At 67.4% G+C, this 21,013-nt stretch carries 16 protein-coding genes; 11 read left to right on the top strand and 5 right to left on the bottom strand.

Features of this window, described 5'->3' with window-relative positions:
• Positions 1-114: 114 nt before the first annotated feature.
• The gene (locus LFM09_RS20640) at positions 115-1,140 is read right to left on the bottom strand and encodes a LacI family DNA-binding transcriptional regulator (protein ID WP_414098123.1); all 1,026 of its coding nucleotides are present in this window, start codon (positions 1,138-1,140) and stop codon (positions 115-117) included.
• A gap of 112 nt (positions 1,141-1,252) precedes the next feature.
• On the opposite strand from LFM09_RS20640, the gene LFM09_RS20635 reads away from it, so the two are divergent.
• The 9 genes from LFM09_RS20635 (at position 1,253) to LFM09_RS20595 (ending at position 13,202) form a co-directional block, all read left to right on the top strand.
• Complete coding sequence (locus LFM09_RS20635; RefSeq protein ID WP_414098122.1) at positions 1,253-2,506, top strand: ABC transporter substrate-binding protein; 1,254 nt, start codon at positions 1,253-1,255, stop codon at positions 2,504-2,506.
• Positions 2,507-2,516: 10 nt separating this feature from the next.
• A complete protein-coding gene (locus LFM09_RS20630; protein ID WP_414098121.1) occupies positions 2,517-3,386 on the top strand; it encodes a carbohydrate ABC transporter permease in 870 nt (289 codons plus the stop codon).
• Complete coding sequence (locus LFM09_RS20625) at positions 3,383-4,204, top strand: carbohydrate ABC transporter permease (RefSeq protein WP_414098120.1); 822 nt, start codon at positions 3,383-3,385, stop codon at positions 4,202-4,204. Before LFM09_RS20630 ends, LFM09_RS20625 begins: the two co-directional genes overlap by 4 nt.
• A gap of 19 nt (positions 4,205-4,223) precedes the next feature.
• Positions 4,224-5,357, top strand: coding sequence for a glycoside hydrolase 5 family protein (locus tag LFM09_RS20620; RefSeq protein WP_414098119.1), 1,134 nt, complete (start codon positions 4,224-4,226; stop codon positions 5,355-5,357).
• A gap of 7 nt (positions 5,358-5,364) precedes the next feature.
• Complete coding sequence (locus LFM09_RS20615; protein WP_414098118.1) at positions 5,365-8,274, top strand: alpha-mannosidase; 2,910 nt, start codon at positions 5,365-5,367, stop codon at positions 8,272-8,274.
• Between the two features lie 58 nt (positions 8,275-8,332).
• Entirely contained in the window at positions 8,333-9,808 is a 1,476-nt protein-coding gene (locus LFM09_RS20610; RefSeq protein ID WP_414098117.1) for a PKD domain-containing protein, read from the top strand.
• A 412-nt stretch (positions 9,809-10,220) separates the two neighbouring features.
• Positions 10,221-11,729, top strand: a complete 1,509-nt coding sequence (locus LFM09_RS20605; RefSeq protein WP_414098116.1) for a PKD domain-containing protein — start codon at positions 10,221-10,223, stop codon at positions 11,727-11,729.
• Entirely contained in the window at positions 11,726-12,802 is a 1,077-nt protein-coding gene (locus LFM09_RS20600; RefSeq protein WP_414098115.1) for a PKD domain-containing protein, read from the top strand. The genes LFM09_RS20605 and LFM09_RS20600 overlap by 4 nt, the downstream gene beginning before the upstream one ends.
• 223 nt (positions 12,803-13,025) lie before the next feature.
• Positions 13,026-13,202 carry a hypothetical protein gene (locus LFM09_RS20595; RefSeq protein ID WP_414098114.1) on the top strand — a complete coding sequence of 59 codons (177 nt, stop codon included), beginning with the start codon at positions 13,026-13,028 and terminating at the stop codon, positions 13,200-13,202.
• 78 nt (positions 13,203-13,280) lie between these two features.
• Here the strand turns inward: LFM09_RS20595 and LFM09_RS20590 are convergent, their stop codons facing one another.
• From LFM09_RS20590 to LFM09_RS20580, 3 genes are read right to left on the bottom strand one after another with little or no spacing between them, the layout of a single operon-like run.
• On the bottom strand, positions 13,281-14,234 hold the full coding sequence (locus LFM09_RS20590; protein ID WP_414098113.1) for an ABC transporter substrate-binding protein: 954 nt from the start codon (positions 14,232-14,234) through the stop codon (positions 13,281-13,283).
• A gap of 11 nt (positions 14,235-14,245) precedes the next feature.
• The gene (locus tag LFM09_RS20585; RefSeq protein ID WP_414098112.1) at positions 14,246-16,168 is read right to left on the bottom strand and encodes an ABC transporter permease; all 1,923 of its coding nucleotides are present in this window, start codon (positions 16,166-16,168) and stop codon (positions 14,246-14,248) included.
• A 1-nt stretch (position 16,169) separates the two neighbouring features.
• The gene (locus LFM09_RS20580; RefSeq protein ID WP_414098111.1) at positions 16,170-17,183 is read right to left on the bottom strand and encodes a quaternary amine ABC transporter ATP-binding protein; all 1,014 of its coding nucleotides are present in this window, start codon (positions 17,181-17,183) and stop codon (positions 16,170-16,172) included.
• 243 nt (positions 17,184-17,426) lie between these two features.
• Here LFM09_RS20580 and LFM09_RS20575 point away from each other — a divergent pair, with 243 nt between their 5' ends.
• Positions 17,427-18,392: an ABC transporter substrate-binding protein gene (locus LFM09_RS20575; protein ID WP_414098110.1), complete on the top strand. Its 966-nt coding sequence runs from the start codon at positions 17,427-17,429 to the stop codon at positions 18,390-18,392.
• A 31-nt stretch (positions 18,393-18,423) separates the two neighbouring features.
• Here the strand turns inward: LFM09_RS20575 and LFM09_RS20570 are convergent, their stop codons facing one another.
• Positions 18,424-20,211 carry a hypothetical protein gene (locus tag LFM09_RS20570; protein ID WP_414098109.1) on the bottom strand — a complete coding sequence of 596 codons (1,788 nt, stop codon included), beginning with the start codon at positions 20,209-20,211 and terminating at the stop codon, positions 18,424-18,426.
• A 32-nt stretch (positions 20,212-20,243) separates the two neighbouring features.
• Here LFM09_RS20570 and LFM09_RS20565 point away from each other — a divergent pair, with 32 nt between their 5' ends.
• Positions 20,244-21,005 carry an alpha/beta hydrolase family protein gene (locus LFM09_RS20565; RefSeq protein WP_414098108.1) on the top strand — a complete coding sequence of 254 codons (762 nt, stop codon included), beginning with the start codon at positions 20,244-20,246 and terminating at the stop codon, positions 21,003-21,005.
• Positions 21,006-21,013 lie beyond the last annotated feature (8 nt).

Below are 21,013 nucleotides of genomic sequence, written 5' to 3'. Positions count from 1 at the left end.
GATCAGATTGGCGGGGTCTGGGGCGGCGCCCCAGAAAGCAGCCGCCGGACAACTAAGCAACGCGCCCACCTACGGACTCGCAACCGGCGCCCGCCAACGCACCAGGGGGACGACCTACGGAACCGGCGCGCCCGCCGAAGGCGGCCCACCCGCCAACGGCGGCACCCCACCAGTACTCCCCCGAACAACCAACTCAGGCAACACATCCTCAACATCAGACGGCGAAGCCCCGTCCACCACCGCCAACAGGGCACGAGCAGCCCGAGCCCCAAACGCGAACGTGTCCCGAGACAACGCCGTCAACCCAAGCTGCTGACACAAAACCGAGTCATCCCAAGCAACAACCGACAACTCCGACGGAACGGCAACCCCCATCGCCCCAGCCACCCCAGCCCCAGCCACAGCCATCACATCGTTGTCATAAACGATCGCCGTAGGCGGCTCCCCACCCTCAAGCAACGCCCGAGTAGCAGCCGCCCCAGCCTCGGCCGTGTAGTCCCCAGCAACGATCACACCGTCCACAACAGACGCCAAGAACGCCTGGTCCCTCCGAACCGTGTGCAACAACGACGACAACCCTGCAACCCGAGCAATCCGCCTGTGCCCCAACGACTTCAAGTACTCGATCACCGAAGTCATAGCCGCGTAGTCATCAGCCCAAACAGAAGCCAGCGCCCCATGATGCCCAGCCCCACCAACAACAACAGCCGGCAACCCAAGAGCTGACATCAACTCGACCCGCGGATCCTCAACCAGCAGATCCACGAGGAACACCCCGTCAACCCGATGCTCAGCCCACCACCGCCGGTACAACTCGATCTCGGCTTCCCGCGAAGAGACCACCTGCAACAGCAACGCGGCAGACATCTCAGACTGCATGCCAGCGATCAGCTGAAAGAAGAACGCCTCGTCCCCGAGTGCCCGAGGCGGCCGAACCAACACCAGCCCCACCGCATCAGCAGAGGCTGAAGACAACGCCCGAGCGGTAACCGACGGCCGATACCCCAACGACGACGCGACAGCCAACACCCGCGCACGAGTCGACTCGGACACCCCGGACCGCCCGTTGAGCGCAAGCGAGACAGCCCCCTTGGACACCCCAGCCGCAGCCGCGATGTCCTTGATCGTTGGCCTCTTCACTCTGCCCTCTTCACCCTGCGCACCCTGTCCGAAAGGAGACAACAAGACGTTCGGAGGCTAGCCGCAGATAAACCGGTTTAGCTAGGGTCCGCGACCAAGGAGGTGGGTGTCAATGAAGAGGCGCACGTTCCTCGCGGGCCTGGCGGCGGTGCCCGTAGCGGGCTGCGGTCTGTCGAGCAACACCGGATCAGGCTCATCAGCATCCGGCCAGGTCACGGGCGAGATCACGTTCCAGACCTGGTCGCTCAAGCCCAAGTACACCGACTACGTCAACGGTGTCATCGACGCGTTCCAGAAGCAGCACCAGGGCACTGCGGTGAAGTGGGTGGACCAGCCCGCGGACGGGTACCTGGCCAAGGTCATGGCCGACGCGAGCGCGGGGAGCCTTCCCGACGTCATCAACGTGCCGCCGGACCTCAGCTTCCCGCTCGCCAAGGCCGGCCAGCTCGTCAACCTGGACGAGTCCCTGAAAGAAGCCAAGCCGGAGTACCTCGACAACGCATGGCAGGCGTTCGAGATCCCCGGCAAGGGCGGCTGCTACGGCTTCCCCTGGTACCTCAACACCGGCCCGATCTTCTACAACAAGGCCCTGTTCAGCCAGGCAGGCCTGGACCCGAACAAGCCGCCGAAGAACTTCAAGGAGCTGGAGGAGGTCGCGCTCAAGCTCGCCGAGAAGAAGGTCGCGACACTCGGCCAGACGCCGAGCATCGCGGACTTCGGGCTCTACGGCGTGAAGGTCTTCGACGCGGACAAGTTCACCTTCAACGAGCCCAAGGGCGTCGAGTTCGTCGAGACCTACAAGCGGATGTACGACGCGGGCGCGCTCATCCCCGAGGCGCTCACGCAGAACTACACCGGCGCCGGCACGAAGTTCATGGCGCAGCAGACCGCGCTCAACCCCGGCAGCGCGTACGACCTCGGCAAGTTCAAGACCGACGCACCGAGCCTGTACGCGAACATCGGCATCACCACGCCCATCACGAACACGGGCAGCGCCAACATGTTCCTGCACGGCGTGAGCGTGCCGAAGAGCAGCAAGAACCAAGCGACCGCGCTCGCGTTCGGCCGGTTCGTCACCAACGCCGAGAACCAGGTGAAGTTCGCCAAGCTCGCCTCGATCTTCCCGAGCACGACCAAGGGCGGCGACGACCCGTACTTCACGACCGAGGACGGTAGCGACGAGGCGCGCGTGCGCGTCGCGGCGGCCAAGCAGCTCAAGACCGCCGTGAACTACACCCCGGTGCAGTTCAGCGACCAGATGCGCGAGGCACTTCTGCAGCAGCTGGCCGACGCCATGCTCGGCAAGAAGTCCGCCAAGGAGGCACTGGACGCCGCCGCCGCCGAGTGCAACAGGCTGCTCAAGTGACCCCCGAAAAATGACGCACAAGCCGTACACGCCGTGGCTGTTCCTGTTGCCAGGACTGGCCGTCTCCTTCATGTTCGTGATCTTCCCGTTCCTGAACATGATCGTGCTCTCGTTCACGGACGCGAGCGCGCTGGGCGGCGGCCAGTTCACCGGTGTGGACAACTTCGTGCGGATGGCCCAGGACCCCAAGTTCTGGCTGGCCGCGCGCAACAGCCTGCTCTACATGGCCGGCGTGGTGCCGCCACTGGTGCTGTTGCCGCTGCTGATCGCGATGCTGGCGCAGAAGGTCGTGCCGGGCATCGGGATCTTCCGCACGGCGTTCTTCACGCCCGTGATCGCGTCCGCGGTCGTGGTCGGGCTCATCTGGACGTGGCTGCTGGACAGCCGCGGCCTGGTGAACAACGTCGTGGAAGCGTTGGGCGGCACCAGGATCGGGTTCCTGACCGACTCGACGCTGCTGCTGGTCAGTTCGATGATCGTCACGGTCTGGCGCGGCCTGGGCTACTACATGGTGATCTACCTGGCCGCGCTCGCGAACGTGCCGAAGGACCTGCACGAGGCCGCGATGGTCGACGGCGCGGGACCGGTCCGCCGCTTCTGGTCGGTGACCGTGCCCGCGCTCAGGCCGACGATGGTGCTGGTCGCGGCCTTGAGCGCGGTCAACGGGTTCCGCGTGTTCTCCGAGATCTACCTGCTGTCGGGTGGATCCGGCGGACCGGGCGGGGCGAGCACCACGATGGTGCTGCTCATCCAGTCGGTCGGCCGCGGGCTCACCGGTGAGGTCGGGTACGCCTCGGCGCTGAGCCTCGTGCTGTTCGTGATCCTGCTGGGCCTGCTGCTGGTCACCCTCAAGCTCAACCGCAGGGAGGACCAGCTGTGAAGCGCGCACACGTCTACCTCGCGCTGCGCTACACCGCGCTGCTCGCCATCCTGGCGATCAGCATCGGGCCGTTCCTCTGGCAGTTCGTGACCAGCATCAAGGGACCGAACGAGGACGTCTTCGTCCCCGACTTCATCCCGGACGACCCGACGTTCGCCAACTACGCCGCGGTCGCCGACGTCGTGCCGGTCTGGACGTTCGCGCTCAACTCGTTGCTCGTGGCGAGCGTCAACGTGATCACGAACTGCGTCGGCGGCGCCATGGCCGGATATGCGTTGGCACGCCTGCAGTTCAAGGGTCGCAGGTTCGCGGCGGTGGTCTTCGCGGCCTGCATCCTGGTGCCGTTCGAGGCGATTCTCATTTCGCTGTTCCTGGTGATGCGCGGAATGGGGCTCGCCGACACGCTCACCGGCGTCGTGCTGCCCGGCTCGATCGCCGCGCTCAACGTTCTGTTGCTGCGCAACGCCTTCCTCGCACTCCCCGCCGAAGTCGAGGAAGCCGCGATCATCGACGGTGCCAACGCGTGGCAGCGCTTCACCCGCCTCGCGCTGCCGTCGGTGAAGGGCACGCTGGTCGTGGTGGCGCTGTTCTCGTTCATGTTCAGCTGGGACGACTTCCTCTGGCCGCTCGTCATCCTGAGCGACCAGGAGAAGTACACGCTCACCATCGGGCTGGCGTACCTCCAGGGCACGTTCGTGCAGAACCAGCGGCTGGTGGCGGCGGGCACGATCATCGCCGTCCTCCCGCTGATCCTGCTGTTCCTGTTGCTGCAAAAGCACTTCTTCCGAGGTGTCGGAGAAGGCGCGATCAAGGGTTAACCAAAAGGGGTTCAACACAGTGCGTTTCGGCGTGAACTACACCCCGTCGACCGGCTGGTTCCACCACTGGCTCGACTTCTCCATCGACGACGTCAAAGCCGACTTCGAGTCCATCGCCGGACTGGGCCTCGACCACGTGCGGGTCTTCCCGCTGTGGCCGGTGTTCCAGCCCAACCGCGGCCTCGTCCGCCCCAGGGCCGTCGAACAGCTCGCGCAGATGCTCGACGCCGCCCACGAGACCGGCCTCGACGTGCAGGTCGACGTGCTGCAGGGGCACCTCTCCAGCTTCGACTTCTACCCGTCGTGGGTGCAGACCTGGCACCGCCGCAACATCTTCGCCGACCCCGAGGTGATCAGCGGGCAGCGGTTCTACATCCGCACGCTCGCCGAGGCGCTCAAGGACAAGCCGAACTTCCTGGGCTTCACCCTGGGCAACGAGGTCAACCTCCTCACCGAGTCGAACCCGTGCACCCCAGAGCAGGCCGGTGAGTGGATCGACACGCTGCTCGCCGAGTGCGACACGGCCGCACCGGGCTTCCCGCACGTGCACTCGGAGTACGACGCCGTCTGGTACGAGAGCGAGCACTCGTTCCTGCCCGAGCACGCGGCCAACAAGGGCGCGATGACGACCGTGCACTCGTGGGTCTTCAACGGCACGGCGCAGCGCTACGGCCCGCTCTCCCCCGAGAGCGTCCACCACGCCGAGTACCTGGTCGAACTGGCCAAGGCGCACGCGGAGGACGTCCGGCGGCCGGTGTGGCTGCAGGAGGTCGGCGCCGCCCAGCCGGAGATCAGCGCCGAGCAGGCACCGCAGTTCGCCGAGCAAACGCTTGCGAACGTGCTGACCTGCTCCAACCTGTGGGGCGTCACGTGGTGGTGCTCGCACGACGTCGACCGTGCGCTGGTGGACTTCCCCGAACGCGAGTACGAGTTGGGGCTGTTGACGACGGAACGCAAGGTCAAGCCGCTCGGGGAGGCGATCGCGAGGATCGTGCGCGACGTCGCCAAGGGAGATGTCACAGTGGCGCCGGCCGAGCGCACACCGATCAAACTGCACGGCGACCGGCCCGCGTGGGGACCGGGTGGCGCTTTCTTCGAAGAGTGGATGACTCTCGCACGCGACGGCGTGCGGGCCTCGATCGAGCTGGGGTGACGACGAAGTGCACGACGAACGCGCGCTGCTGGAAGAACGACTCAACCGCACGCTGAAGGAACGCATCCGCCCGGCGATCTACGGCGAGACCGCGCCGCTCGAACTGGCCGTGTGGAACGTGCCGGACGAGCCCGTCCCGGTCGCCGAGGCCCTGGCCGCCACCTACGAACCCGCGAGCGTCGGCGACGCCTGGGGCGCCCCCTGGAGCACCAGCTGGTTCCGGCTGACGGGCGCGGTTCCCGAGGCGTGGCAGGGCAAGCAGGTCGAGGTCGTGCTGGACCTCGGCTTCACCCACCCCGGCCCCGGCTTCCAGTCCGAGGGCCTCGCGTACAACGCTCAGGGCGAGCCCGTGAAGGGCATCGAGCCGCGCAACACCTACCTGCCCGTCAACGGCTCCGAGGTCCTCTACTACCTCGAGGCCGCGGGCAACCCGACGATCCTCGACTTCCACCCGTTCCTGCCGACCCAGCTGGGCGACAAGGAGACAGCGGGCACCGAGCCGTTGTACAAGATCCTCAAGGCCGAGCTCGCGGTGTTCCAGCCGCAGGTCTGGCACCTGATGCTCGACATCGAGGTGCTGCAGTCGCTGATGAAGGAACTGCAGGACCACGACCCGCGCCGGCACAAGATCCTGCACGCGCTGGACCGGGCGATGGACGCGCTGGACCTCAACGAGGTCGCCGCCACCGCCGACCTGGCCCGCGCCGAGCTCGAACACGTGCTCTCGCTGCCCGCCAGCGCCTCCGCGCACAAGGTCTCCGCGATCGGCCACGCGCACATCGACAGCGCCTGGCTGTGGCCGCTGCGGGAGACGGTCCGCAAGTGCGCCAGGACGTTCTCGAACGTCACCAAGCTGATGGACGAGTACCCGGACTTCTACTTCGCGTGCTCGCAGGCGCAGCAGTACGCGTGGATGAAGGACCACCACCCGCACGTCTGGGACCGCGTCCGCGAGAAGGTGCGCGCCGGCCAGTTCGTGCCGGTCGGCGGCATGTGGGTCGAGTCGGACACGAACATGCCCGGCGGCGAGGCGATGGCCCGCCAGCTCGTGCACGGCAAGCGCTTCTTCCTGGACAACTTCGGCGTCGAAACGGAAGAGGTGTGGCTGCCGGACTCGTTCGGCTACAGCGCCGCACTCCCCCAGCTGATCAAGCTGAGCGGATCGCGCTGGTTCCTCACCCAGAAGCTGTCGTGGAACCAGATCAACAAGTTCCCGCACCACACGTTCTGGTGGGAGGGCATCGACGGCACGCGGATCTTCACGCACTTCCCGCCGGTCGACACCTACAACTCGTCGCTCTCCGGCGAAGAGCTGGCCCGCGCCTCACGCCAGTTCGCCGAGCACGCCAAGGCTTCCCGGTCGCTGGTGCCGTTCGGCTACGGCGACGGTGGTGGCGGCCCCACCCGCGAGATGATGGAGACCGCGCACCGCGTCGCGAACCTCGAAGGCTCGCCGACGGTCAAGGTCGAACCGCCGCGCGACTTCTTCCAGGCCGCGCAGGACGAGTACCCGGACGCGCCGGTGTGGGCGGGCGAGCTGTACCTGGAGAAGCACCGCGCCACGTACACCACCCAGGCCAAGACCAAGCAGGGCAACCGCCGCAGCGAACACCTGCTGCGCGAGGCCGAGCACTGGGCCACGGCCGCCGCGCTGCAGGGCCACGCCTACCCGTACGAGGACCTCGACCGGCTGTGGAAGACCGTGCTGCTGCACCAGTTCCACGACATCCTGCCGGGCAGCTCGATCGCCTGGGTGCACCGCGAGGCCGAGGCCACCTACGCTCGCGTCGCCTCCGAACTGAAGGCGCTGACCGCCACGGCGATCGACGCGATCAAGGGCGACGGCTCCGACGAGCTCACGTTCGACGTGCTCGGCAACACCACACCGATGCCTTGGGTGGCGCCGCAAAACGGTGTGCTGGACAACGGCCGGCTGCGCGTCACGATCGACGCCGACGGGATCGTCGAGTCCGTTGTGGACCTGGAGGCGGACCGCGAGGTGCTGCCGCCGCACGGGTTCGCCGGCATGCCGCAGCTGCACCGCGACAACCCGAACCAGTGGGACGCCTGGGACATCGACCCGTTCTACCGCAACTGGAAGGCCGACCTGATCCCGTCCGAGCGCGTCGATACCGCCGACGGTGTCCTGGTCAGGGCGAAGTTCGGCAACTCTCGACTGACGCAGACGATCCGGCTGCGCGAGGGCGCCAAGCAGGTCGACTTCGAGACCGAGGTCGACTGGCAGGAACGGGAGAAGCTGCTCAAGATCGCGTTCCCGCTCGACCTGCGCGCCGAGGTCTCCACGGCGGAGACGCAGTTCGGTCACCTGCACCGCCCGGTGCACACCAACACCTCGTGGGAGGCGGCGAAGTTCGAGATCTGCGCGCACCGCTTCCTGCACGTCGGCGAGCCCGGCTACGGCGTCGCGGTGGTCAACGACTCGACCTACGGCCACGAGGTCACCCGCACCACCCGCGAGGACGGCGGCACCACCACGACCGTGCGCCTGTCACTGCTGCGCGCGCCTAGGTTCCCCGACCCCGAGACCGACCAGGGCGAGCACCGCTTCCGCTACGCCCTCGTCGTCGGCGGCCTGCCGGAGGCCATCGACGCCGGCTACCGCATCAACCTGCCGCCGCAGTCGGTGCGTGGTTCGCAGGCACCGGAACCGTTGGTGCGCACGGACAACCCGGCGGTGCGGATCGAGGCGATCAAGCTCGCCGACGACCGGTCGGGCGACGTCGTGGTCCGGCTCTACGAGGCCCACGGCGGTCGTGCCCGCGCCACGCTCAGCGCGTCGTTCGAGTTCCAGAGCATCCAGGAGACCGACCTGCTCGAACGACCGCTGGCCGACGCGTCGGCGAAGCTGACCCTGCGACCGTTCCAAGTGGTCACCCTGCGACTCCGGCGGCAGTAAGCTGCACGGGCTCTCGCCAGTGGTGGCGTGAGCCTGGGGATCTTGGGGGAACTGAGGCATGCCCATTCACAGATCGGTGCGGCGCGCGGCCGGACTGGCCGTCGCGCTGCTCACCGCCGGAGTGCTCGCGCCGGGTGTCGCCCACGCGGCGCCACCGGACAACGACGACTTCGACACGGCGACCGTCGTCGGCAGCCTGCCGTTCACCGCGGCGCAGGACACGACCGCGGCCACGAAGGCCGCCGACGACCCGGCCACGGACTGCGCGGGCAACGTGGTCCGCGGCTCGGTGTGGTTCCGTTACACGGCAACGGAAACCGGCAACCTGCGCGTCACCGGCAACGGCAGCGAACCCACCATGCCGGTCACGGTCTACACGGGCGGACGCGGCAACCTGCAGCGCGCCCAGCCCACCGGTGGCGACTGCCTGCGCTACAGCGCGATGTGGGCGACGTTGCGGGTCACGGCGGGCACGACGTACCACCTGATGGTGAACGGCGGCGGTGCGCTGAAGCTCGACCTGCGGAGCGTCGCCTCGCCCGCCAACGACAACTTCGCCGACGCGCACCGGGTGACGTCGCTGCCGTTCATCGGCGACAAGCCGGATCTCCAAGCCGCGACGGTCGAGCCCGGCGAGCCCTTCGCGCCCGGCTGCACCGCCTCGGAGCACGCGGGTTCGGTCTGGTACTCCTACACTCCCACCCGGACCGAGTACGTGCTGACCGAGATGATGTCCCAGCGCGACAGCGGCCCGAGCCTCTCGGTGCACGAGGGCACCTCGCTCGCCGATCTGCGGCCGATCAGCTGCGGGGACACCTGGGACAGCGACCGGGTGGTCCAGATGATCGCCGGCAAGACCTACTACCTGCAGTTCCGGGACTACCCCGAATGGCCGGACTACCGGGCCGAGCCGATGATGTCAGTGGCGCCAGAGCTGCAGACGTCCCTGCCCGAGTACGGCAGCCAGTCGACGTACGACCCGGTGCATTTCGATCTGCTCGTCCGCAACGACTACCCCAGCGCACGCGCGGTGCACGAATGGGACTTCGGTGACGGCACCACGCTGCCCCCGACTGAGCTGAGGGTGCAGTCACACCGCTACACCAAGGACGGCACCTACACCGTGACGATCCGGTCCAGGACACCCGAGGGCCGCACCGCCACGACCAGCACCACCATCGAGGTCAGCACGCACAACGTCGAGGTGACCAAGCTCGTCGTACCGGCGACCGCGCGAGCGGGCGAGACGCACCCGATCAACGCGGCCGTGAAGAGCCACCACGGTGCGGAACGGGTGGTGATCCTGCTGCACCGGGTCTACCCGGGCGGTTCCGAGGCGCCGGCCGGCGAACGGTGGATCGAACTGCCCGCGCAACCCGCGATGTCGACGTTCATCCAGTTCCACTACCGGTTCACGGAGGAGGACGTGCGGCTCGGCACGCTGGGGTTCACGGTCCGCGCGCAGCTGACCCCCTTCCTGCCGGACGCCCGTCCGCTCAACAACTGGAAGACCGCGGCAACGACCGTGAGCTAGTGGTGCGGCTCGGAACGTTGCCGGGGGAATTCGCGGTCAGACGGGCTCATCGTGGTGCTGCCCCCACGTCACTCGTACTGGTTGTACGGGGGCGTGNCTGGAAGACCGCGGCAACGACCGTGAGCTAGTGGTGCGGCTCGGAACGTTGCCGGGGGAATTCGCGGTCAGACGGGCTCATCGTGGTGCTGCCCCCACGTCACTCGTACTGGTTGTACGGGGGCGTGGGGGGCGGTGCCGCGAGGTGCCCTGCTGAGCGTGGATCACCTCGCCCACGTTCCGAGACGCGCCGCTAGGCCGAATGGTGTAATTCCGGGCGGGGTGGCAACCTGCACGCCGCCCGTTGCGTGCACACGCGGGCGGGTGCGATCAGCACCCGCCCGACCGCTTGGGGACCTTGGGGAGAACTGACGGAATGCCCACTTCCAGATCAGTGCTGCGCGTGGCCGGACTGGCCGTGGCGCTGCTCACTGCGGGAGCGCTCACACCGGCTGTCGCACACGCGGCGCCGCCGAGCAACGACGACTTCGCCAACGCGACAGTCGTGACCAGCCTGCCGTTCTCGGTGGAGCAGGACACGACCGAGGCCACCGCGGAACTCGACGACCCGAACCGCGACTGCCTCAACAACGAGGTCAAGAACACGGTGTGGTTCCGCTACACACCGACCGAGGACGGCCTGCTGCGCTTCAGCACCAGGCAGAGCGACCGCGACCTGCCGGTCACCGTGTACACGGGCGAGCACGGTGACCTGAAGCGCGCCAACCCGGCCACCGGCGACTGCCTCCCCTACCGCACGCGCAAGGTCGCGTTGCGGGTGACCGCCGGCACCACGTACCACCTGATGGTCACCGGCCAGTACGGCTCGATCGGTGGCACGCTGAGGTTCTCGATGGACCACGGCACCGCTCCCGCCAACGACAACTTCGCCGACGCGGAGCCGGTGACCTCGCTTCCGTTCGTCGGCTCGTATCCCGACTTCAGCACCGCGTCGATCGAGACGGACGAGCCGTCCGGCTGCACCGCCTCGCCGTTCGCGGGGACGGTCTGGTACCGCTACACGCCGTCGCAGACCCAGTTCGTGCTGACCGAGCTCAACGCCAACGCCAACAGCGGTCCGAGCCTCTCTGTGCACGAGGGCACCTCGCTCGCCGACCTGCGCCAGCTCAGCTGTGCGAAGGTCGGCCCCGACAAGGGCAGGGTCGTCGAACTGACCGCGGGCAGGACCTACTACCTGCAGTTCGCGGACAACCCGTTCTACGACGCCCAGGCCGTGCCGAAGATGACCGAGGCACCGCAGCTGCGCGTGGGCATCGGGGGTTCGTACGGCACGCGCACCACCTACGATCCGATCCCCTTCGCGCTGGGCGTGTCCGACGACTACGAGTCGCCGGTGACCACCGACTGGGACTTCGGCGACGGCACCAAGGTGCTCGCCACCCAGGTGAAGGAACAGCCGCACCGCTACACCAAGGACGGCCGTTACACCGTCACCGTCCACTCGAAGTCCGCTGACGGCCGCAGCGCCTCCGCCTCCGTCGAGGTCGTGGTGGACACGCACAACGTCGAGGTCACCAAGCTCGTCGTGCCGGCGACCGCGCAGGCCGGCGAGACCAAGCCGGTCAACCTGGCCGTGAAGAGCCACCACGGCGCGGAACGCACGTTGATCCAGCTGTACGAGGTCAACCCGAACGGCACCTGGTCGGCGATCGGCGAGCGGTGGGTCGACCTGCCCGCGCAGCCCGCGATGTCGACGTTCATCCAGTTCCACTACACGTTCACGCAGGAAGACGTGGCCCAGGGCACGACGAAGTTCCTGGCGATCGCGCAGCTGCAGAACGGCCTGACGGACGCCCGGCCGGACAACAACCGGAAGAGCGCCCAGACCACCATCTCCGCACCATTCGCTCAGAGGGCCTCATGAGAATCCCCGCAGCCCTGCTCGGCGCGGTCCTGATCACCGGCCTCGCGCCCGCCGTCGCCTTCGCCGCACCGGCCAACGACGACTTCGGTTCCGCCACCGAGATCACCGCGCTGCCGTTCCGCACGACGATCGACACGACCGGCGCCACGAGGGTGGGCGACGACCCGTACCCGTGCGAGACCAGCCACGAGAACTCCGTGTGGCTGCGCTACACCGCACCCGCCGCGGGCATCGTCCGGCTGAGCGTGCGCGGTGCGACGAACCCGGCTTTCGCCATCTTCACCGGCGAGCGCGGCGCCCTCACCCCGTTGCCCGGCGGGTGCAGCACCCCGAGCCCGTACGAGGACACCTTCCACGTCGAGGCGGGCAAGACCTACCACTTCATGGTGTCCGACCGGCGAGCGTCGGACGTGGGCCTGGTCCAGGTGGGCCTCACCGCGATGTCCCCTGAGCCCAACGACAACCGCGCCGCGGCAAGAGTCACCAGCCTGCCCGCGGTCCTGGAAGGCGACCTGCGCCGGTCGACCGCCGAGCCGGGCGAGGCCCCGCCGAGCTGCAACCAGGCGGCCACGCGCTCACTCTGGTACCGCTACACGGCAACGAAAACGCGACACGTGAGCCTGCTCGCCGGCCGAGCCGCGATCACCGTGCACCGCGGGAACGACGCGGCGGAGCTCGACTGCGTGCCGATGAGCATCCTGGAAGGCGCGGCGTTCCACGCGGTCCAGGGCGAGACGTACCTGATCCGGGTGGCGGACCTGCCGCAGTGGGCGGAGACGTTCCAGCTGGAGGTCGGCACCGCGGGCGCGATCGCACCCCAGATCCACCTGATCTCGCCGTCGGAGCAGCCCGTCGGCGCCGAGTTCGAGTTCTACGTGTCGTCGGGCGACATGAACCACAAGCCGTTGGTGAGCGGAACCGCCACGCTCGGGGACGGCTCCTCCGTGCCGTTCGTGGGCGAACAGCGCATCAAGCACCGCTACGCCCAGGCGGGCGTCTACGAGGTCAGGGTCACCGGCTCCACCCAGGACGGCCGCAGCGGCACGGGTTCGGTGAAGGTCTCGGTGAAGTAGGCCGGACAACGTAAAGGGGCGGGGTGCAGAACACGCACCCCGCCCCTTCGCGTTGTTCGAGGTCGAGCACCCCTCAGGCCACTGCGTGACGCCCCCGCGAGCCAACCCTCAGCACCCGAGTAAGGGGTCTTGCAGCCCAGCCTTAGGTGATCGTCCGATGTAAGGGGTCACCCCTCAGGAGCAACCTCAGCGTTGTCAGAAAACGACCTGAGGAGTGAGTCAGATGGAGTGGACGCCCGAAGCGATCAAGGCGGAGATGGACTACCGGCAGGCTGCCCTGCGGGACGACGCCCGCCGCGTCTCGGAGTACTACCGCAACGGCGGGAAGCCCCGCTCGTGGTGGCACCGCATGACGCACCGCCATGAGCCTGAGGTACCGAACGGTCAACAGGCTGCGTGATGCCGGGGGTAACGACGGCGGCGCGCTACCGGCTCGGGGGTCGGTCGCGCGCCGCCGTCGTTCTGCGTTGAACAGGTACTACGCCTTGGCCAGCCAGGCCTTGACCTTGTCGCCGTTGGCCTCGACCCACTTCTTGGCCGCGTCCTCGGGCTTCATCTTGTCCTCGGCGATGTACTTCGCGACCGTGTTCTGGTCCTCGTTGGTCCACTTGAAGTTCTTGACCAACTGGAACGCGGGGCCGTTGGCGTCCGCGAACTTCTTGGACACGATCTTGTCGAGGTCGTAGTCCGGGTAGTCGCAGGCGACCTTCTCGGCGTCGGCGTCACAGCCCGGCTTGTACTCGGGCAGCTTCACCTTCTCCAGCTTGATCTCGTTGAGCAGCCACTGCGGCGAGTAGAAGTAGCCGATGACCCACTTCTTGTCCTTCTCCGCCTGGCGGAAGGCCTGGATCAACGCGGTCTCGCTGCCGCCGTAGACGACCTTGTAGTTGAGGTTCAGGTTCTTCACCAGAGCCTCGTCGTTGGTCACGAACGACGGGTCGCCGTCGAGCAGCTGGCCCTTGTCGCCGGACTCGGACGTCTTGAACTGCTCGGCGTACTTGTTGAGGTTGTTCCAGTCGAGGATGTCGGGGTGCTCCTTGGCGAGCCACGGCGGCACGTACCAGCCGATCTGACCCTTCACGCCCGTGGAACCCGCGCTGACGGCGGTCTTCTGCTCGTCGATGTACTTCTTGCGCAGGTCGTCGTGGCCCCAGTTCTCGACGACCGCGTCGACCTCACCGGTGCCGAAGCCCTGCCAGGCGACCTCTTCCTTGAGCTCCTTCTTCGTGACCTTGCACTTGAGCTCCTTCTCGGCCACGTAGGCGAGAACTGCGGCGTTCGCCTCGTAGCCGACCCACGGGTTGACCGCGAGGTTGAACGTGCCGCAGTCACCGGCCGCACCCGACGAGGTGTCACCGACCTTGGCGCCACCGCAACCGGCCAGTGCGAGTGCTCCCACGAGCACCGCTCCCAGCACGCTGTGCCTTGCCACTTCCGAACCTCCTAGTTGGTCCACCGCTTGGCGGCCGCCTGGGTGAGGCGGTCGAGCATCACGCCCAGCACGACGATCGCGACACCTGCCGCGAGCCCCTTGCCGTACAACTGGCCCTGCGAGAACCCGGCCACCACGTCGTAGCCGAGTGCGCCGGCGCCGACGAGACCGCCGACGACGACCATCGAGAGCACGTAGATCAGCCCCTGGTTGGCGGCGAGCGTCAACGCCCCGCGCGCCATCGGCAGCTGCACCTTCACGATCGTCTGCCACGAGCTGGATCCCAGCGCCGTGGAAGCCTCGACGGTCGCGGGCGACACCGCACGGATGCCGTCCGCGATGATCTTGATGGCGACCGGCGCCGCGAACACCACAGCGGCGATGATCGCCGTGAACCGTGACGCGGAGAACAACGCCAGGAACGGCACCAGGTAAACAAAAGCGGGCATGACCTGAGCAGCGTCGAGGACCGGCCGGATGAACCCGTCCGCCCGCCGGCTGCGTCCCATCCAGACACCGATCACGATGCCCAGCACCATCACCAGGATCGTGGCGACCAGCGTGGACGCCAGCGTGATCATCGTGTCCTGCCACAGCCCGGTCGCGACCAGCAGACCCAGGCACACCGCGGAAACGATCGCGGGCTTCACGCCACCGATCATGAACGACAGCACGACGATCACCAGCGCCACCAGGAACCACGGCGACTCGGCGAGCAGCGCCTGCAGCGGGTTGATCAGCGCCCAGGTCACGAAGTCCTTGAAGCCGCCTGTGAGCACTGGAAGCGAGTCCTGCGCCCACTCCGTCACCGCGGTCGCGCCCTTGTTGATCGAGCTGCCGATCTCCACGTCCGTCTGGAACTCCGCCGCCCACAGGTAGGTGTAGGAGAGGTACACGCACACGCCCGTGACACCGAGGCCACCGAAGAGCGCCCAGCGCGGCAGCTTGCGGCGTTCGGTCGCGGCGGTCGTCACGCGGTCCAGCACGATCGCCAGCACCACGATCGCCAGGCCCGCGTTGAACGCCGTGCCGACGTCGAGCGTCTGCAACGCCTTCACGACCGTCTTGCCCAGACCCGGTGCGTCGATCAACGCCGCAATCGTGACCATGGACAACGCGGCCATGATCGTCTGGTTGACGCCGAGCACGATGGTCTTGCGCGCGGACGGCAGCAGCACCTTCACCAGCGTCTGCTTCCGGGTCGCCCCAAGGGACTCCGACGCCTCGACGGTGTTGTGCGGCACCGACCGGATGGCGTGCGCGGTGATCCGGATCGCCGGCGGCGCGGCGTAGATCAGCGTCGCGATCGTCGCCGACGCGGGACCGATCAGGAAGAACAACGTCAACGGCGCCAGGTAGACGAACGTCGGCATCGTCTGCATGAAGTCGAGCACCGGCGTCATGACCCGGTTGGCCCGATCGGACAGTCCGGCCCAGATCCCCAGTGGAATGCCGAAGAGCAACGAGATCACGACCGCGGCCAGCGTCAGTGAGAGCGTGTCCATGCTCTCCTGCCACAGGCCCTGCAGACCGAGGAACACGAAGCCCGCCACCGAGAGCAGCATGACCCGCCAGCCGGCCACGGCCAGGCTGACGAAACCGGCGATCGCGACCACGCCGAGCCAGCCGATCACCGGCACCGGCCGGCCGAACGACGGCTGGGCGATGAGAGCCTGGATGAACGTCACGAACTCGTCGATGACGAGCCGGATCTCGTTGAAGAAGTAGAGGAACAGCGGGTTCGTGTTCCTGGACGCGCCGACGGCGTCGTTGACGCTGTTGATCCAGCGGTGCAACGGGGTCAGCGCGGAGGCGTCCAGCGGCAGCGTCCCGACGTTGCGGAACAACAGCCACAGGACCAGCCAGGCCAGTACGACCACGCCGATGATCAAAGGCTTGCGCGGGAGCTGCCGAGGGGCGGCGACGGCAACCATGTCACGCCTCCCCGGCCACGACCTCGAGGATCTCCTCGTCCGCGACAATGCCGAGCAGTTCGCCGTTCTCCACGACCTTCACCGGCTTGTCCGCGCTGAGCACGCTGCGAACCGCCTCGCGCACCACGGTTTCCGGCCCGAGCTCGGGTCCGTCCAGCTCGTCGTCGGGACGCGGCTCACGCATGATCCACTTCAGCGTCAGCACGTGCGAGCGGGGCACGTCCTTCACGAAGTCGCGCACGTAGTCGTCCGCGGGCGCACCGACCAGGTCCGCACCCGTGCCGACCTGCACGACCTTGCCGTCCCGCATGATCAGGATGCGGTCGCCGAGCTTCAACGCCTCGCTCAGGTCGTGGGTGATGAAGACCATCGTCTTGCCGACCTCGCGGTGCAGCCTGATGACCTCGGACTGCATGTCGCGCCGGATCAACGGGTCGAGCGCCGAGAAAGGTTCGTCGAAGAACAAAACATCGGGATCGCCGGCGAGTGCGCGCGCAAGACCGACGCGCTGCTGCATACCACCGGAGAGTTGGTCCGGATAGGACTTCTCGTTGCCGGTGAGGCCGACGAGGTCGATCACTTCCTGTGATCGCTCTCCACGTTTCGCCCGCGGTACCCCGCGGATTTCCAGCCCGTAACCGACGTTGTCCGCCACGGTCCGGTGCGGAAGCAAGCCGAAGTGCTGGAACACCATGGAGAACTTGTTTCTCCGCAGGTCACGCAGCCGTTTGGCATCCGCCTCGAGAATGTTCTCACCCTCGAACATGATGGTGCCCGCGGTCGGTTCCACCAGCCTCGTGAGGCAGCGGACCAGTGTGGACTTGCCCGAGCCGGACAGTCCCATGACCACGAACATCTCACCCGGAGCGACGTCGAAGTCCACTCCGCGCACGGCGGCGACGGAACCTGTGCGGTCCATCAGCTCCTGCCGTGACAACGATTTCAGCTCGTCCGATGCCACCAGTTGAGACGCGTTGGGGCCGAACACCTTCCACAGGTCCCTGACCGAAATCACGGGATCCACGCCAAACCACTCCGAACCTGTTGCGGAACTTGTTGCGGGCTGTTGCGGACTGCGCACACCGTTTCTCGATGCGCGACAGCATTGACCCTCACACGGGTACGGTCAAGGGCTGATACAAATTACGTCCTTTGTGGACAACCAATCATCCCATGACTTGACGGCGTCTGATCGATCGGGAAAAGCTGAACTGAGCGGTCTTCTGCACCGCTCGTTCCCCTCGACGAGGAGCTGTTCGTGCAAGCCCCCAGAATCGCTCTGGCAATGACGCTCGTGTTGACAATTGCCGGTTGTGGCAGCGGATCGACGGCGTCACCGCGCTCCAGCTCGGCCGCGCCAACAGAGCCCTGCGACTCCATCACCATCGCCGTCAACCCGTGGGTGGGCTACGAGGCGAACGCGGCGGTCGTCGCGTACCTCGCCGAACACCGCCTGGGCTGCAAGGTGACCAAGAAGGAAGTCGACGAGCAGACCGCCTGGCAGGGTCTCGACTCCGGCGAGATCGACGTGATCCTCGAGAACTGGGGTCATGAGGACCTCAAGCAGAAGTACATCGACGAGAAGCGCACCGCCGTGCGGGTCGGCCCGTCCGGCAACAAGGGCGTGATCGGCTGGTACGTGCCGCCGTGGATGAAGAAGACGTACCCGGACATCACGAACTGGCAGAACCTCAACAAGTACGCGGACCTGTTCAAGACCCCGCAGTCCGACGGCAAGGGCCAGGTGCTCGACGGCGACCCGTCGTACGTGACCAACGACGAGGCTCTGGTGAAGAACCTGAACCTCAACTACAAGGTCGTCTACGCGGGCAGCGAGCAGGCGTCGATCAAGGCGTTCCGCCAGGCGGAGGAGAAGAAGACGCCGCTGATCGGCTACTTCTTCGAGCCGCAGTGGCTGCACCTCGACATCGAGCTGGTCAAGATCGAACTGCCGGAGTACAAGGCCGGCTGTGACGCGGACGCGGCCAAGGTCGCCTGTGACTACCCGCGCTACGAGCTCGACAAGATCGCGTCCAAGAAGTTCATGGACAAGGGCGGCCCCGCCGCCCGGCTGGTCAAGAACTTCCAGTGGAGCAACGACGAACAGGACGCGGTCGCGTCGTTCATCGCCAAGTACAAGATGAAGCCGGAAGAGGCGGCGCGGCGGTGGATCGAGGCGAACCCGGACCGGGTCGACGACTGGCTGACCAAGGACAAGCCGTAGCTCTGCCCTCCAAGCCACAAAGCACTGCCTTTCAACTCTTGGCCGTTTGACTCTTGCGCGACCACCACTTCTCGTCGGGGCCGGAGATGTCCTCGACGCTGAGCCTGCGAACGGACCCGGCTCGCTTGAGCCGGGCCTTCAGCTGGTCGGATCGCTGGGCGAGCCTGCGATAGACGTCCACCGCGGACGTCTCGGGCTCGCCCCGCTGTCTCTCCACGGTCCGCCAGTTGCCGAGGAACTCCAGCGTCAGATCGGCGACGGCCTGCCCGGCGTGCGCGGTCAGCTCATCGGCCGGAGTCGCGAACCGGCCGGCGTGGAACGCCAGGTTCCTGGTGACGTAGAGCCATTCCAGCACCGCCGCGGCGGCGTCCTCCTGCTCCCGCAACCACCCGGCGAGCATCTTCGCGTCCGCGAGCCTCGTCCGCCACAGCTCCACCAGGTCCTGCACCAGCCCGCCCTCGTCCTCGGCCACCGCGGTCACAGCCTGCTGTGCTGCTTTGATTTGGGCAGCTTCGAGCTGTTCGTTCGGGCGGTTGTGCTCGACCAGCACCTCCAGCCACGCGTCCACGGACTTCAGGTGGTGCTTCACCCCGGTCGCCGGCACGTACGCGTGGAGAGGTTTCCGCAGCTCCGTGTCGTGGTTGGCGACGATGACGTGCAGGCTGATCAGGTGCTGCCGCAGCATCTGCAGCGCACACACCTTGGCCAGCCACCCGATCTTGCTCGGGTCCAGCCCGGTGGCCTCCAACGCACTCCAGGCGAGCCCGGCGCTGGCCATCGGCGCGTCGACCTGCCGGGCCAGGTTCGCCACCCGCATCGCGGACCGCAGCTCGGCCGGCCAGTGCGCGGTGAGCGGGTACGCGTTGCTGACCGTGCGCTGATGCTCGCTGCCCCGCGTGACGCGCCCGGTAGGCCCGCTGACCTGCCAGACCGGCGCTATGTCCAGCTGGGTGAGCCGCTCCCCCGCCGCGTACTGGTCCAGCACCTCGCTCAGCGCCCGCCGCCCCAGCAACGCCGCCGTGTGCGAGTCGGCCGCGACGACCGGCAACCGCACGAGCACCGACGACCCGTCGACAGCGTTCTTCAAGAAGTCATCTTTCGGCAACCTGTTGCGGTGCAACGGTTCCTGCCGAGCTTGCGGCAGCAGTTCGTCCAAGTGCCGTAACACCCGTGCGCCCCTCACGACGAGCGCCACGACGTGCCTGCGGGGTTCCGGCCAGAGCACGTCTTCGAGGTCACCGGGATTCTTGAGCCAGCGCAGCAGGTCGGCGCGGAGTTGCCTGCCGTCCCGGCCGTGCACCGCCACGACCACCGCGACCTCGGCGATCATCCTGGCGCGCAACGGAAGTTCGATGCTCGGGTCGTCCCACAGCGGCGCGATCCACCCCTTGACCGCCGTGGCCAGCGCCTCGGGATCGAGCTTCGCGGCCGCCGTGGCCGTGATCTGCGGGTCGAGCTTGTGCCCGTCGGCCGCGATCGCCGCGTCGACGTTCAGGAGCGTGCGACGGGCTGCGGCGAGCACTTTGGCACCGCCGTGCGCGTACGCGGGTTTGGCGGCGTCCATGCATGCGAGCGAGGTGGCGATGATGCGGCGCAACAGGTTCCACCGCGGCTGGTCCTCGGTGGCGTGGCTGTCCAGCGCGACCTGGGCCCTGGTCACCGCGAGGAACGCGCTGTTGAGCCCGGCCACGTGCTCGCCGAGGTGCGCGTCGGGGTCGAGCGCGCGCAACACGCCCTGCAGCAGCGCCCGCTGCCCGCGGTCGAGCTTCGCGTCGTCGAACGCCTGCCGCAGCCGGGCATCGAGGTACTGGTAGCGCACCTCGTCGACATTAGAGGTTCACACTGGTGCACATGGACAACCGGAAAGCGATCTTCGCGGGCGCGGACGGCCAGTCACTGGCGGGCCGCCTCGAACTGCCGGCCGGCCCCGTGGTCGCGACCGCCGTGTTCGCCCACTGCTTCACCTGCGGCAAGGACTCGGTGGCAGCTTCGCGCATCGCCCGCGAGCTCGCCGCCCGCGGTGTCGCGGTGCTGCGCTTCGACTTCACCGGCCTGGGCCAGTCCGACGGCGACTTCGCGAACACCACGTTCACGTCCAACGTCGACGACCTGGTCTGCGCCGCCGGCCACCTGCGCGAGACGATCGGCGCTCCGAGTGTCCTAATCGGACATTCCTTGGGCGGCGCCGCCGTGCTCGCCGCCGCACACCGGATCCCGGAGGCTCGCGCCGTCGTCACCATCGGCGCCCCCGCCGACACCGCCCACGTCGAGCACCTGATCGGCTCGTCCAAAGCCGAGATCGAGGCGCACGGCGTGGCCGAGGTACTGCTGGCCGGGCGGCCGTTCCGGATCAGCAGGGACTTCCTGACCGACATCAACCAGCAGAACCAGGTGGCGTGCATCGCCGGCCTGAACCGCGCCCTGCTGGTCATGCACTCCCCGCAGGACGACCTGGTGGGAGTGGACAACGCCAGGCGCATCTTCGACTCGGCCCGGCACCCCAAGTCGTTCGTCTCGCTGGACGGCGCCGACCACCTGCTCACCGACCGCGCGGACGCCTCGTACGTGGCGGAGGTGCTCGCGGCGTGGGCGAGCCGGTACCTGGAGATGTGAAAGCCCTC

Origin of the sequence: Lentzea alba (assembly GCF_047445655.1) — a bacterium.
GTDB lineage: Bacteria > Actinomycetota > Actinomycetes > Mycobacteriales > Pseudonocardiaceae > Lentzea > Lentzea alba_A.
Note: the sequence above shows the minus strand (reverse complement) of the source record. Positions and strands in the feature narration are given on the sequence as shown.